General features: G+C 71.1%; 13 protein-coding genes. 12 read left to right on the forward strand and 1 reads right to left on the reverse strand.

The window, feature by feature from the left end; translation table 11 throughout:
* Positions 1-61: 61 nt before the first annotated feature.
* Positions 62-2392: a CDP-alcohol phosphatidyltransferase family protein gene (locus tag DDV73_RS19310; RefSeq protein WP_109508874.1), complete on the reverse strand. Its 2331-nt coding sequence runs from the start codon at positions 2390-2392 to the stop codon at positions 62-64.
* Positions 2393-2462: 70 nt separating this feature from the next.
* On the opposite strand from DDV73_RS19310, the gene DDV73_RS19315 reads away from it, so the two are divergent.
* The 12 genes from DDV73_RS19315 to DDV73_RS19370 all read left to right on the forward strand — a co-directional run bounded on the left by DDV73_RS19315 (position 2463) and on the right by DDV73_RS19370 (position 14601).
* Entirely contained in the window at positions 2463-3488 is a 1026-nt protein-coding gene (locus DDV73_RS19315; RefSeq protein ID WP_240617368.1) for a zinc-dependent alcohol dehydrogenase, read from the forward strand.
* A gap of 3 nt (positions 3489-3491) precedes the next feature.
* Complete coding sequence (locus DDV73_RS19320; RefSeq protein WP_109508876.1) at positions 3492-3890, forward strand: 6-pyruvoyl trahydropterin synthase family protein; 399 nt, start codon at positions 3492-3494, stop codon at positions 3888-3890.
* Complete coding sequence (locus tag DDV73_RS19325) at positions 3887-4894, forward strand: glycosyltransferase family 4 protein (RefSeq protein ID WP_109508877.1); 1008 nt, start codon at positions 3887-3889, stop codon at positions 4892-4894. The genes DDV73_RS19320 and DDV73_RS19325 overlap by 4 nt, the downstream gene beginning before the upstream one ends.
* Positions 4895-4949: 55 nt before the next feature.
* On the forward strand, positions 4950-5810 hold the full coding sequence (locus DDV73_RS19330) for a lysylphosphatidylglycerol synthase transmembrane domain-containing protein (RefSeq protein WP_206050975.1): 861 nt from the start codon (positions 4950-4952) through the stop codon (positions 5808-5810).
* Positions 5803-6513: a RibD family protein gene (locus tag DDV73_RS19335; RefSeq protein WP_109508879.1), complete on the forward strand. Its 711-nt coding sequence runs from the start codon at positions 5803-5805 to the stop codon at positions 6511-6513. Before DDV73_RS19330 ends, DDV73_RS19335 begins: the two co-directional genes overlap by 8 nt.
* Positions 6513-7166, forward strand: a complete 654-nt coding sequence (locus DDV73_RS19340; RefSeq protein WP_109508880.1) for a GTP cyclohydrolase II — start codon at positions 6513-6515, stop codon at positions 7164-7166. The genes DDV73_RS19335 and DDV73_RS19340 overlap by 1 nt, the downstream gene beginning before the upstream one ends.
* 73 nt (positions 7167-7239) lie before the next feature.
* Positions 7240-10176, forward strand: a complete 2937-nt coding sequence (locus DDV73_RS19345) for a S8 family peptidase (RefSeq protein WP_109508881.1) — start codon at positions 7240-7242, stop codon at positions 10174-10176.
* 94 nt (positions 10177-10270) lie between these two features.
* The gene (gene pyrR / locus DDV73_RS19350; RefSeq protein WP_109508882.1) at positions 10271-10876 is read left to right on the forward strand and encodes a bifunctional pyr operon transcriptional regulator/uracil phosphoribosyltransferase PyrR; all 606 of its coding nucleotides are present in this window, start codon (positions 10271-10273) and stop codon (positions 10874-10876) included.
* Complete coding sequence (locus tag DDV73_RS29310; RefSeq protein WP_109508883.1) at positions 10873-11808, forward strand: aspartate carbamoyltransferase catalytic subunit; 936 nt, start codon at positions 10873-10875, stop codon at positions 11806-11808. The genes pyrR and DDV73_RS29310 overlap by 4 nt, the downstream gene beginning before the upstream one ends.
* A complete protein-coding gene (locus DDV73_RS19360) occupies positions 11805-13184 on the forward strand; it encodes a dihydroorotase (RefSeq protein WP_420818484.1) in 1380 nt (459 codons plus the stop codon). The genes DDV73_RS29310 and DDV73_RS19360 overlap by 4 nt, the downstream gene beginning before the upstream one ends.
* The gene (locus DDV73_RS19365; RefSeq protein ID WP_109508884.1) at positions 13114-13944 is read left to right on the forward strand and encodes an SDR family oxidoreductase; all 831 of its coding nucleotides are present in this window, start codon (positions 13114-13116) and stop codon (positions 13942-13944) included. The genes DDV73_RS19360 and DDV73_RS19365 overlap by 71 nt, the downstream gene beginning before the upstream one ends.
* A gap of 234 nt (positions 13945-14178) precedes the next feature.
* The gene (locus tag DDV73_RS19370) at positions 14179-14601 is read left to right on the forward strand and encodes a PIN domain-containing protein (RefSeq protein WP_109508885.1); all 423 of its coding nucleotides are present in this window, start codon (positions 14179-14181) and stop codon (positions 14599-14601) included.
* Positions 14602-14657 lie beyond the last annotated feature (56 nt).

Here is a 14657-nt window from a genome sequence, read left to right on the forward strand (position 1 = left end):
CTGCTCGAACTGCCGTATGACTAGACGTACGGCGACCCGGGCAGCCCGGTTCAGCGTGGCTTCATTCCGGCGAGCCGAAGGCGGAGAACAGCCGGTCCCGGACCTCGTCCATCCGCCAGACCGGCGCGTCCGGTCGCGGGTACAGCCCGTCCTGCCACTCCCAGTCGGCGATCCGCTCGATCACCGCGGGGTCCTGGGCGATCACGGTGACCGGCACGTCGCGGCCGGAGTCGTCACCGCTGACGAACGAGTGTGGCTGGTGGTCGCCGGCGATCAGCAGCACCCGGTTCGGGTCGGGGTAGGTGCGCAGGAACGAGATCAGCGTGCGCCACGTGTACTCGATCGACTTGCCGTAGTACCGCTGGGCGGTCTCCGGGTCCTGCCGCCCGTCCACCGCCTCCTCGCCGCGCTCCGGCATCCCCGAGAAGACCGAGCCGTCGCCGACCTCGCGCCACGGGACCAGCTTCGGCAGCGGCGCCCACGGATGGTGGCTGGAGATCAGATCGATCTCGGCCATCACCGGCCGGCGGTCCGCGGGCTCGAGCTCGGTGCGGCGGAAGTGCTCCAGCGTGTACTGGTCGGGCATAGAGGCGTAGCCGAACTTGGGGCCGTCGTACTCGACGTCGCGGGAGTCGGTGAGGTCGTCGAACCCGTAGTACGCCGCCCCCTCGGGCCAGTCGCGGGTGTTTGCCGGCACCGCGAAGACCGTGCGCCAGCCGGCGCGGTCGAACGCCCGGGTCAGCGACAGCCGGTCGCTGTCCAGCAGCTGCCGGTAGCGCTGCTCGGAGTTCGCCCACACCCCCGACTGGAGGGTTCCGTGCGCCAGCCAGCTCCCGGCGCCGAACGTCGGCGAGGTCAGGTAGGCGCTGCGGGTTCGGTAGCCGGCGGCCTTGAGCCAGCGCTCGCCGTCGTCGAGTACGTCGACGATGTCCGGCGCGAACGCCGAGTCCTCCAGCGCGATCCGGCCGTAGCTCTCCACCCAGACCAGCAGCACGTCCTTGCCGCGCAGGCCGGAGAGGAGCTGGTCCGACGGGGTGTCGCGGAACGCGTCGGCGTCGAGCTCCTGCTGGAACGACACGCGGTCGCGGCGGTCCGCTCGTACCTGGTCGACCGTGTCGACCACCAGATCGGCCGACCGTGCGGCCGCCACCTGCGCCGCAACTCCGCCCGACGCCGCGCACAGCGCCCACGCCACCGCGAGCGCGACGGTCGCCTCGGTGGCACGGCGGCGGTGCTCGGTCGCCACCCGGGTCACTCGCAGAGCGGCCCACGGTACGACGACGGCCAGGCCCACGATCAGCGCTACGACGGCCACCAGCGCCAGCACCGCAGGCGCGGTCCCCTCGGTGTCGCGCACCAGCTCGACCGCCTTCGGCAGATAGGACCAGTCGCTCAGCAGGTGGTAGGAGCGGTCCAGCACGAACTGGAAGCCGAAGCCGAGCGCACGCAGCACCGCCAGCGCGGCGGCCGCGAGCCCGAGCACGACCGCGGCGATCCGGCGCGGACGGTGTGGCAGCACCAGCGCGATGCCGACCAGGGCCAGCCCCTCGATGGGGATGCGCAGCAGATCGCCCGCGTCGAACCCGTCGGTGAGCCGGGGCGGGGCGAGCGCGGCCCACAGGACGATGACGGCGGCGATGGTCGGGACCGCGGCCCGGGCGAAGGCGTGCTCGGTCGGGGGAGCGGGTACGACCGGCAGCGGCTCGCGGCGGTGCCGCCACTGCCACCTGACGTCGGTGCCGAAAGAGTGCAGAAGGAGCAGCAGCGCGACCGCAAGCACCAGCCGGGTCAGCAGGTTGGGCAGCAGGCTGGTCGCCGCGACCGTCAGCACGATGCCCTGGATGGCGGCGACCACCTTGGCGGCGTACCGCGGCGGCGTCGGTCGCCGCAGCCACGACAGCAGCCAGCCGGCCGCGACGTACCCGTAGCGCATGGCGCCGATCGCGAGCACCCACCAGCCGCTGGCCGCGGCGGCGTACACACTGAGCACCGCGATCAGGAAGGCGTCGACCTCCATGTCGAAGCGGGCGCCGAATGCGGTCTCGGTCGTGGTACGGCGGGCGACGTGGCCATCGACCGCATCCAGCACGAGAGCGACCGACGCGAGTGCGACCAGCGCCGCCACCGTCGTCGAGCCGACCAGCGCGTCGGCGGTGAGCGCCGCGACACCGCAGGCGAGCACCGCCCGAGTCACCGTGATCCGGCCGGCCGGGCCGAGGCCGGGCAGGCCGTGCCGGACCAGCGCGGTGTCGAGCAGGACCGCGAGCACCGCACCGCAGCCGAGACCGACCACCCAGCCGGCCGCACCCAGCCCTACCGTCGCCGCGAGCACGCCGCAGAGCGTCGCCGCACCGGCGAACCCTGCTACCGCCCCGAGGTGAACCCGCTCCATCCCGCCTCCGTGAACTAGCTCATCTAGGTTGTATCAATGCTGGCTACGGCGTCGGAGAGGCGTCGGTTCAATGGATCACCGGAGGGAGACCGAGGTCGTGTCCCGAATGGCGGCGGACGACGCGCAGGCCTTCTGGCTCGCTGAGCCGGGCAGGGGAGAGATCCGTCCGGTCACGCTGGCCGAGCCGGGTTCCGGCGAGGTGCGGGTGCGGGCGGTGCGCTCCGCGATCAGCCGTGGCACCGAATCCCTGGTCTTCGCCGGCAAGGTCCCGGCGAGCGAGCGTGACCGGATGCGGGCCCCGTTCCAGGACGGCGAGTTCCCGGCACCGGTGAAGTACGGCTACCTCAGCGTCGGGGTGGTCGAGCAGGGGCCGCCGGAGCTCGCGGGCCGGACCGTCTTCTGCCTCTACCCCCACCAGACCGCGTACGTCGTACCGGCCGGCGCGGTCGTTCCCGTTCCCGACGGCGTTCCCGCGGCGCGGGCGGTGCTGGCCGGCACCGTGGAGACGGCCGTGAACGCGCTGTGGGACGCCGCCCCGCTGGTCGGCGACCGGGTCGCGGTGGTCGGCGCCGGCATGGTGGGCTGCAGCGTGGCCCGTCTGCTCGCCGGCATCCCGGGCGTCCGGGTCACGCTCGTCGACACCGAGCCGAGCCGGGCCGAGGTGGCCGCCGCTCTCGGGGTCGGCTTCGCGGCGCCCGAGGCTGCGCCGGCCGGCTGCGACCTCGTCGTGCACACCAGCGCCACCGAAGCCGGGCTGCGGACCTCACTCGGGCTGCTGCGTCCTGAGGGCACCGTCATCGAGCTCAGCTGGTACGGCGACACCCAGGTCGCCGTACCGCTCGGAGAGGCGTTCCATGCGTCGCGGCTCAGCATCCGCGCCAGCCAGGTCGGCACCGTCGCCCCTGTCCGACAGGGCAGCCGCAGCCACCGCGACCGCCTAGCGCTCGCGCTCGAGCTGCTGCGCGACCCGGCCTTCGACGTGCTGTTGACCGGCACGTCGCCGTTCGCGGAGCTCCCGGAGACGATGGCGGCACTGGCCGCCGGACGCCTGCCGGGCCTGTGTCACTCAGTCAGCTACGACGATCTGGAGGCCTAGCCAGTGTTCAAGGTGACCGTCCGCGACCACATCATGATCGCCCACAGCTTCCGGGGTGAGGTCTTCGGTCCGGCGCAGCGACTCCACGGCGCGACGTACGTCGTCGACGCCAGCTTCGCCGCGCCCGAGCTGGACGCCGACGGGATCGTGGTCGACATCGGGCTGGCCACCACCCAGCTGCACGACGTCCTCGCCGCGCTCAACTACCGGAACCTCGACGACGAGCCGTCTCTCGCCGGCCAGAACACCTCCACCGAGATGCTGGCGCGACTGATCGCCGACCAGCTCGCCGAGCGCGCCAAGGACGGCCGGCTCGGCCCGGGCGCCCGCATTCTCTCGGGGATCGAGGTGACGCTGCGCGAGTCCCACGTCGCCTGGGCCAGCTACGAGCGTGCGCTGTGACTCCTGTTGTCGGCCGGGTCCATTTCGTCGTCCCGGAGGGCATCGACGACCCGGCCCGTCCCAGCGGCGGGAACGTCTACGACCGGAGGCTTGCCGCGGAGCTGACCGGGCTGGGCTGGACGGTCCACGAGCACCATGTGGCGGGGTCACGACTGCTCGCCGAGATCCCCGACCGGGCGATCACCGTCGTCGACGGCCTGGTCGGCACGGCCGAGGTGATGGTGACCGAGGCGGCCCGGCTGCGGCTGGTGCTGCTGGTGCACATGCCGCTGGGTGGGCCGGTCGAGCGCGCCGTACTCAACCACGCGGCGGCGGTCATCACGACCAGCCAATGGGCCCGAGGCTGGCTGATCACCCAGCACGGGCTTGCGGCCGACAAGGTGTCGGTCGCGCTTCCCGGCGTGGACCCTGCGCCGGTGGTGGCCGGGTCGGCCGGAGGGACAAATCTTCTGTGTGTCGGCCCCGTCGTCCGCGAGAAGGGGTACGACGTCCTCATGGACGCGCTGCGCAACCTGCCGGACCTCGCCTGGCACTGCACGGTCGCCGGCGCCCTCGACCTCGAGCCCGGGTTCGTCGCCGACTCGGCCGGCGTCGCTGACAGGGTGTCCTTCCTCGGACCGGTCACGCAGGCCCGTCTCGACACGATCCGCTCGGCCACCGATCTGGTCGTGTCGGCGTCGCGCCGGGAGTCGTTCGGCATGGCCGTGGCCGAGGGGCTGGCCCGTGGGATCCCGGTCGTCGCGACCGACGTCGGCGGGCACCCCGAGGTGGTCGGCCCAGCCGGCGTCCTGGTGCCGGCCGGCGACCCGGTGCGCCTCGCCTCGGCGCTCCGCGAGTGGCTGACCGATCCTCGGCTGCGTGACCGGCTGCGCCGGGCGGCCATCCAGCGCAGCGGTGAGCTGACGACCTGGGCCGACACCGCAAGCGCGGTGAACCGATCGCTGCTGGCGCTCGTATCCCCGTCCAACAGTCAGCTGCCAAATAGGCAGACGACCGCCGGCTAGGGGGACCACGATCAGCACGACAAGACTCTGGAAGCTGGCCCGACCGCTCGTCGGCCTGGCGATCCTGGCGGCGCTCGGCTACCGACTCGGCGCGGAGCCGTTCGTCGAGGGGCTGCGGCGCACTGAGCCGTGGACCCTGGCCGCCGCGCTCGCGATCACGGCGGTCACCACCTGGTGCTGCGCCCGGCGCTGGAGCCTGCTCGCGGAGCGGCTGGAGGTAGCGGTGCCGGTGGGTGCGGCGTACCAGGCCTGCTACCGCGCCCAGTTCTTGAACGCCACCCTGCCCGGCGGGATCGTCGGCGACGTACACCGCGCGGTCCAGCACGGCCGTGACGCCGGGGCGATGGCGCGCGGCGTGCGGTCGGTGGTGTGGGACCGGGCTACCGGGCAGCTGGTGCAGGTCGGGCTTGCGATCGCGGCCGTCCCGCTGCTGCCCGGATCGCTGCGAGCACCGGTGCTATGGACGCTGGCCGTCGTCGCGGTTGCCGTGCTGACCGCGGTGATGACGGAGTTCCGGATGCTGTTCGGCGCGGCCGGCGTCTGGCAGCGCGCCGTACTCCTCTCCGCGGTCGCCGCCTGCGGGCACCTGGTCGTCTTCCTCATCGCCGCCCGGGCGGTCGGGGTGGACATCCCGGCCGTTCAGGTCATCGCGCTCGGGCTGGTGGTGATGCTCGCCTCGGCGATCCCGCTGAACGTCGCCGGCTGGGGACCGCGCGAAGGTGCGGCCGCGTGGGTGTTCGGTGCCGCTGGCCTCGGCGCGGGCACCGGGCTCGAGGTCGCGGTCGCGTACGGCGTGATGTCGCTGGTCGCGACCCTGCCCGGAGCGCTGATGCTGCGCGGCAGGACCGCGACCGAGCGCCCGGACCCGGCGCCGGTCGCCGTGCCGGCAGGAGTTGGGGTCCCGGCGCATGGCTGAGCGGCCGTACACGATCCTGAGCTGCAGCATGTCGCTGGACGGCTACATCGACAGCGCCGCCGACGAGCGGCTGCTGCTGTCCAATGAGGCCGACTTCGACCGCGTCGACGAGGTCAGGGCCGGCTGTGACGCGATCCTGGTCGGTGCCGCCACGGTGCGCAACGACGACCCGGCGCTGCTGGTCCGCTCCGAGCAGCGCCGGCAGCGACGCCTGGCCGCCGGCAAGCCGGAGTCGCCGGTCAAGGTGACGCTGACCAAGGGCGGCGATCTGGATCCGGCTGCCCGGTTCTTCACCCAGGGTTCCGGCGAGAAGCTCGTCTACTGCCCGTCCACGGCGATGCCGGCGACCGCCGCCCGCGTCGGCCGGCTGGCCACCGTGGTCGACGCGGGCGCCGGCGTGACGATGAGCGGCCTGCGCGCGGACCTGCACGCGCGCGGCGTACGACGGCTGATGGTCGAGGGGGGCGGCACCGTGCACACCCAGTTCCTCACCGAGGGCCAGGTCGACGAGCTGCAGCTGGTGGTTGCGCCGTTCTTCGTCGGCGACTCCGGCGCGCGCCGGTTCGTGTACGACGGCCGCTTCCCGTGGTGCGCCGAGCATCGCGCCACCCTGGTCGAGGCGCGGCCGATCGGCGACGTCGTGCTCCTGCGCTACGCGATGTCGGACCGCTTCCGGCGCGAGTCGAGCGGGGGAGGTGTCTGATGTGCGCCGAGCTTCCCGCCGCCCGGATCCGCAGCGAGCTGGCCCTGCCGATCCGGTCGGCCGACGGCTTCGCGACCGTGGCCCGCGCGTACACCTTCGACGGTCTCGTCGACGGCCGGGAGCACCTTGCGCTCCGGCTCGGCGACGCTGGCGACAGGGGCGACGCGACCCCGCTCGTGCGGCTGCACAGCGAGTGCCTGACCGGCGACGTACTCGGCAGCCAGCGCTGCGACTGCGGGCCGCAGCTGAACGAGGCCATCGAGCGGCTCACCGAGGCCGGCGGCTACCTGCTGTACCTCCGGCAGGAGGGCCGCGGGATCGGGCTCTACAACAAGCTCGACGCCTACAAGCTCCAGGACGGCGGCCTCGACACCTACCAGGCCAACCTGGCGCTCGGGCACGGCGCCGACGAGCGCGACTACACCGTCGGCGCGCAGATGCTCGCTGCGCTCGGGATCGGCACGCTGGCGCTGCTGAGCAACAACCCGGACAAGGCGGCCCAGCTCGCGGCGGCCGGGCTGACTGTCGTGGAACGGGTGGCGACCGGCGTCCACGTGTCGCCCGACAACGTCGCGTACCTCGCCGCGAAGGCACTCCGTGGCGACCACGATCTGGAGCTCGGGGACGCACAAACCAGTGTTCTGGGCTATTGACCCCGCCTTGGGGGCGACTTAACTTTCGAGGTGGGGAGGTTTACCAGATCTCGGGAGGAACCGAGGTCCTGTGATGCGCCGATCGCTTATCGGCAGCCTTTCCCTGGCTGTCTGCGTTGCCTTTCTCACGACTCCCGGTGAGGCCCGGACCGGTCCGTCCGCCGAGCCCACGGCCGCTCAGTCCGCGCAGACCGCCCGGTTCACCGACGGCCGCTACCTCGTCACGTTCAGCGATGATCCCGTCGCGTCGTACGACGGCTACAAGCAGGGCTTCCCGCGCACCCGTCCCGCTCCCGGACGCAAGATCAACCGCAACGCTGCCGCGGTCACGAAGTGGCAGGCGCACCTGGTGGGCAAGCACAACGCTGCGCTCAAGACGGTCGGGGCCGAGAAGATCTACGACTACACGGTGACCAACAACGGCGTCGCGGCGATGCTCACCGCCCGGCAGGCCAGCCGCCTGGCCAAGATGGCCGGCATCGTGGCCGTCACCAAGGACGAGCTGAGGCAGCCCGCGACCACTGACTCCCCGGCCTTCCTCGGGCTCGACGCCCCGGGTGGGCTGTGGTCGCAGCTCGGTGGGCCTGCGAACGCCGGCGCTGGCGTGGTGGTCGGCGTGCTCGACACCGGCATCTGGCCGGAGAGCGCGGCCTTCGCCGGAGGGACCGGCATCCCGGTGCCGGCCGGCTGGAGCGGCGAGTGCGTGGCCGGCGAGCAGTGGACGAAGAAGAAGCTGTGCAACGACAAGCTGATCGGCGCCCGCTACTACCTCGACGGTTTCGGACACAACAACATCGCCGTCGCCGACTACCACTCGACCCGGGACGGAAGTGGCCACGGCTCGCACACCGCCTCCACGGCTGCCGGTAGGAACGGCACCAATGTCACCATCGACGGCAATCCGATCGGCAGCGGGTCCGGTATGGCGCCGGGCGCCAAGGTGGCGGCGTACAAGGTCTGCTGGGAGGGCAAGCCGGGCGTCGCCCCGGGATGCTTCAGCTCCGACAGCGTCGCCGCCATCAACGACGCCGTCCTCGATGGCGTGGACGTGATCAACTACTCCATCGGCGGCGGCTCGGAGTCCTCGGTGTTCGACTCGGTGGAGCAGGCGTTCCGGGGCGCGTCCAACGCCGGTGTCTTCGCCGCGAACTCCGCCGGCAACAGTGGCCCCGGCGCCAGCACGTTCGACCACCCGTCGCCCTGGGTGACCACGGTGGCCGCGGCGACCTTCCGGCGCGCGTTCCAGGCTGTTGAGCTCGGCAACGGCCAGCGCTTCGTCGGCGCGTCGATCACCTCCGGACTCGCAAACGCCACCCAGCTGGTGACGTCGCTGAGCGTCAAGGCCGCCGGCGCCACCGACGCCAACGCCAGGCTGTGTGCTTCTGGTTCGCTCGACCCGGCCCTGGCGGCCGGCAAGGTGGTCCAGTGCGACCGCGGCGTGGTTGACCGGATCGCCAAGAGCGCCGAGGTCAAGCGGGTCGGTGGCGTGGCGATGGTGATGACCAACACCTCGGAGAACTCGCTCAACGCCGACTACCACTTCGTCCCGTCTGTGCACCTGAGCCACGTGGCCCGGCAGCCGATCCTCGACTACATCACCGCTGCCGGCACGGGCGCGACGGCGAAGCTGGTACCGCTGACCGCGGCCGAGCTCGCAGTGGCACCCCAGGTGCCCGAGATCGCGGCGTTCTCCTCACGCGGGCCGTCGGTCACCCTGGCTGGTGACCTGATCAAGCCGGATCTGGCCGCCCCCGGTGTCGACGTCGTGGCTGCGGTCGCCCCGCCGTCCGGGTTCGGCCGGAGCTGGGACTTCCTGTCCGGTACGTCGATGTCCAGCCCACACGTGGCCGGCTTCGGAGCGCTGCTCAAGGCGGCGCACCCGACCTGGCTGCCCTCGGAGATCAAGTCCGCACTGATGACCACGGCCACAGACACCGTGTCCAGCGCGGACGACCCGTTCGCCCAGGGAGCCGGCTTCGCGCAGCCGAACTCCTCGGTCGACCCGGGCCTGGTTTACCCGACCACGCCCAACGAGTACCGCTCCTTCATGGTCGGCCTGGGCGCGCAGTTCCTGCCCCCGTTCGACACGTTGCCGCCGATCTCGACGTCCAACCTGAACCAGCCGTCGATCGGTGTGGGTGACCTCGCCGGAGTCGAGACGGTCACCCGGCGGGTGAAGAACGTCGGTGACGCCACCGCGACATACACCGCGGCCGCGGAGGTCAGCGGCTTCGACATCGTGGTCACACCGAGCCAGCTCGCGCTCGACCCGGGCGAGGAAGCCGAGTTCACGGTGCAGTTCACCCGCACCGATGCACCACTCAGCGCCTGGGCGGTTGGCTCGCTGACCTGGACCGACGGCACGCACGTGGTCCGCAGCCCGATCGCGCTGGAACCGGTCGCGGTGAGCGCTCCGGTCGAGGTGCACGCCGACGCAAGTGCCGAGGGCTCGGCGGACTTCCAGGTCACGCCCGGCTTCACCGGCGTCCTCAACAGCTCGGTGGCCGGGCTGGTCGGGGTCACCCCGGTCACGGACTCCGTCGTCACCGGCCCGTTCGACATCAACAACCCGGAAGCCGACGCGGACACGAAGCTGTACGAGGTGACGGTGCCGGATGGCACTCCGGTGGCCCGGTTCAGCCTGGACGCGGATGACGACACCTCCGACCTCGACCTCTTCGCATACGTCGATGGCGAGTTCGTCGCTCTGTCGGCCAGCGGGGCGGCCGACGAGGAGATCACTCTCGTCGACCCGCTCGCGGGGACCTATCAGGTCTACGTCAACGGATTCGCGACACCAGGAGGGTCGACGTCCTACCAGCTGGCGAACTTCGTGGTCGGGGCCGCGTCTGCGGGCAACGCCACCGTGGCGCCGGCCTCGACGCCGGTGACGATCGGCGATCCCGTGACGCTGACCGTGTCCTGGTTCGGCCTTGACCCGGCGAAGCGTTGGCTTGGGGCCGTGCAGTACGAGAACAGTGACGAGGTGACGCTGGTATCGGTCGGCTGAGCCGCGGGAAGGGTCGCCCGGCTGGTATTCTCGCTGGCGATCGACATCCTTTAACGAGCCGTCCTGTGAGGCGGAGAAGGAGGTTCGGCGAGCCTTGTCTGCTGAGCAGACGCCGGCCACGCCCGGCGCCCCCGCCACCGGTGGACGCACCGTCCTCGACGCCCGTGACATCGCCCGGGCGCTGACCCGCATCTCCCACGAGATCCTCGAGCGCAACAAAGGCCCTGAAGGGCTGTTGCTGCTCGGCATCCATACCCGCGGCGTCCCGCTCGCCAAGCGGATCGCGGAGAGGATCAGCACGGTCGAGGACCACACCGTCGCGGTCGGCTCCCTCGACGTGACGATGTACCGCGACGACCTCCGGTCGCACCCGACCCGGAGCCCGCACCACACCCAGACCCCGGCGTCCGGCATCGACGGCAAGGTCGTGGTGCTGGTCGACGACGTACTGTTCTCCGGCCGCACCATCCGGGCGGCACTCGACGCGGTCAACGACCTCGGCCGGCCTGCGGCCGTGCGCCTCGCCGTACTCGTGGACCGCGGGCACCGAGAGCTGCCGATCCGAGCCGACCACGTCGGCAAGAACCTACCCAGCGCACGCGCCGAGCGGGTCAGCGTGCTGCTCGACGAGATCGACGGCGTCGACGAGGTCCGGATCTCCGATGCGCCCAAGTCTGCTGTGAAGGAGGGCGTCGCGTGAGACGGCATCTGCTCTCGATCGACGACCTGACAGTCGATGACATCGACACCCTCTTCGACACCGCCGCCGAGATGCACGACGTCCAGAACCGGCAGGTCAAGAAGCTGCCGGCGCTGCGCGGGCGGACGGTGATCAACCTGTTCTTCGAGGACTCGACCCGGACCCGGTCCAGCTTCGAGATCGCGGGGAAGTGGCTGTCGGCCGACGTCATCAACATCTCCGCGAAGGGCTCCAGCGCCAGCAAAGGCGAGAGCCTGCGCGACACCGTGCTGACGGTCTGCGCGATGGGCGTGGATGGGCTGGTGATCCGGCACGGCGCGAGCGGCGCGGCCAAGCAGGTCAGCGAATGGGTCGACGCGGTCGTGATCAACGCCGGCGACGGCATGCACGAGCACCCGACCCAGGCCCTTCTCGACGCCTACACCCTGCAGCGCAAGCTCGGCCCGTTGGAAGGCCGCCACGTCGTGATCGTCGGCGACCTGACCCACAGCCGGGTGTTCCGCAGCAACGTGCTCTCGCTGCGCAAGCTCGGTGCCTCGGTGACTGTCGTCGCGCCACCGACGCTGATGCCGAGCGGTATCGACGGCTGGTCCAAGGACGGCGGCTTCACGACGTCGTACGACCTGGACGCGGTGCTTCCGGACGCCGACGCAGTGATGATGCTGCGGGTCCAGCGCGAGCGGATGTCGGGCGGCTACTTCCCGAGCGCACGGGAGTACACCGTCGGCTACGGCCTCACCCGCGACCGGCTCGCGCTCCTCAAGCCCGACGCACCGATCTGCCACCCCGGCCCGATGAACCGCGGCCTGGAGATCGCCGCCGACGCCGCCGACGCGGCCCAGTCGGTGGTGCTCGATCAGGTTTCCGCCGGCGTCGCGGTCCGGATGTCGGTGCTCTACCACCTGATGGCCGGAGAGGACTCTTCCGAGTGACTGTGCTGACACAAACGGTGCCGAAGACTGTGATCGTCAAGGGCGCCCTGCTGTACGGCGAGAAGCAGGCCGACCTGCTGGTCGAGGACGGGCTGATCCGAGAGGTCGGGGAGGTCTCCGCGCCGAAGGACGCGCAGGTGATCGACGCCGACGGGCTGGTCGCGCTGCCCGGCCTGGTCGACCTGCACACCCACCTGCGCGAGCCGGGTCGCGAGGACGCCGAGACCGTGCTCACCGGTTCCCGGGCGGCCGCCGTGGGCGGCTTCACCGCGGTGCTGGCGATGGCCAACACCAACCCGGTCACCGACACCGGCGAGGCCGCGGAGCGGGTCTGGGACCTCGGCCGGACGGCCGGCCTGGTCGACGTACACCCGGTCGGCGCGGTCACCCGCGGCCTGGCGGGGGAGGAGCTGGCCGAGCTCGGGCTGATGGCCCGCTCCCGCGCCAAGGTGAGGGTCTTCTCCGACGACGGCAAGTGCGTCGGCAACGCCCGGGTGATGCGGCGCGCGCTGGAGTACATCCGCAGCTTCGGCGGCGTGATCAGCCAGCACGCCCAGGACCCCGACCTGGCCGGTGCAACGTCCTGCTGCCACGAGGGTGAGCTGTCCGGGCGGCTCGGCCTGCCCGGCTGGCCCGGCGTCGCCGAGGAGGTGATCGTCGCGCGCGACGTGATGCTGGCCCGCCACACCGGCTCCCGCGTGCACATCGCGCACGTGTCCACCGCCGGCTCGGTCGAGGTGCTCCGCTGGGCGAAGTCGCAGGGGATCGCGGTCACGGCCGAGGTCACCCCGCATCACCTGCTGCTGACCACCGACCTGCTGGCCGGCTACGACCCGACGTACAAGGTCAACCCGCCGCTGCGTCCGGCTGAGGACGTCGAGGCGCTGCGTGCTGCGCTCGCCGACGGGACAATTGACGCGGTCGCCACGGACCACGCGCCGCATGCCCGCCACGACAAGGAGCACGCGTTCGTGGACGCGGCGTTCGGGATGCTGGGGCTGGAGACCGCGCTGTCGGTGGTGTCGACGGTGATGGTCGAGAACGGTCCGATGTCGTGGATGGACGTGGCCCGGGTGATGTCGGCGAACCCGGCTCGGATCGCCGGGCTGGACGGCCAAGGGCGTGGTCTGGAGGCGGGGGAGCCGGCGAACCTGACCCTGGTTGACCCCACCGCGTCGGTGACCGTCGACCGCGCTGCCTCGGTCTCGCTGTCGCGCAACAATCCCTACCACGGGCGGACGCTTACCGGCGCCGTCCGTGCCACGCTCCTTCGAGGAACGCCGACCGTCCTCGAAGGGACCCTGCATGAAGACGATCCTGATCACCGGAGCGACCAGCGGCATCGGCCGGGAGTCGGCCAAGCAGCTCGGAGCTGACGGCCACCACCTGGTGCTGGTCGGCCGCAGCGAGTCCAAGCTCGCCGCGGTCGCCGAGGAGGTGCGCGCCGCCGGCGCCGGCCAGGTCGACACGCTGGTCGCCGATTTCGAGTCGCTGGACTCGATCCGCGCGCTCGCCGCCGAGGTGCGGGAGCGCTACGACCGGGTCGATGTGCTGGTCAACAACGCCGGCACGGTGTACGCCGACCGTACGCTGACCGGCGACGGCTTCGAGGCGACGTTCGCGGTCAACCACCTCTCCGGCTTCCTGCTGACGGAGTCGCTGAAGGACGTGCTGGTCGCCAGCGCCCCGGCCCGGATCGTGAACACCGCCTCGGTCGGCCACTACGACGGCACCATGGACTTCGACGACCTCGGCTACGAGAAGGGCTACTTCGTCATGCGGGCCTACACCCGCTCCAAGCTGGCGAACGTGCTCTACACCCGCAGCCTGGCGCGCGAGCTGGACGGCACCGGCGTCACCGTCAACGCCCTGCACCCCGGTGCCGTCGCGACCCGGATCTGGTCGCACGCCCCGTGGTACGCCCGCCCGGCCCTCGCCGTCGCGAAGCTCTTCATGCGTTCGCCGGCCAAGGGCGGCCAGACCATCACCTACCTCGCAGCCTCGCCCGAGGTCGACGGCAAGACCGGCCTCTACTTCGACAACAACAAGCCGAAGGAGCCGTCGAAGCTCGCCCAGGACGACGCCGTCGGCGAGCGGCTCCGCGCCGAGAGCGCTCGCCTGGTCGGGCTTGGCTGACTTAGGATTGCTGACGCATCATCCGAACTCGCAGGAGAAATGCGTATGGCTAGACAAGATCCTGACTCGCAATCAGTTAAGCGCCCTAGCTGGATAGGTGAGTTGATTGCCGCCGCGGAGGAGTACGGCGGACCGCGCGGCGTGGCCCTGGACGCTTCGATCAGGAAGGCCGGACCGGTGGCTTCCTGACTTCAGCGACTGGACGTTCGACTTGCTCGACGGTGGCGAGGTCACGTGATCATCCTTGACACCGGAGTGGTCACTGAGTTGATGAAGGCCGAAGAGGCAGCGCCCGAGGTGGCTTCCTGGTTACGCAACCTGACGGAGCCGCCGCTGACGACGATCATCACGCGTGCCGAGGTCTTAGCCGGAGTCGCAGCGCTGCCTGCAGGTCGTCGACGCGACCGACTGCGTGCCCGAGCCGAGGCGGCGTTCGATCTGCTCGGAGCCTGCCTGCCACTGGATATCGCGGCCACGGACATCTACGGCGAGATAGTTGCGACGCACCGCCAAACCGGAAGGTCCTTCCACGAACTCAACGGACTGGTCGCGGCCATCGCACTCCAAGCCGGTGCGCCGCTCGCCACCCGTAACATTCCGGCCTTCGAAGGTCTCGGGATCGAGCTCGTCAATCCCTGGGAAGCGGCGGCCGGCTGATAAGGTCTGGGCAGTTCGACATCCTTTAACGATCCGTCCTGTGAGGCGGAGAAGGA

It is taken from the genome of Nocardioides speluncae, from assembly GCF_003121585.1.
GTDB lineage: Bacteria > Actinomycetota > Actinomycetes > Propionibacteriales > Nocardioidaceae > Nocardioides > Nocardioides speluncae.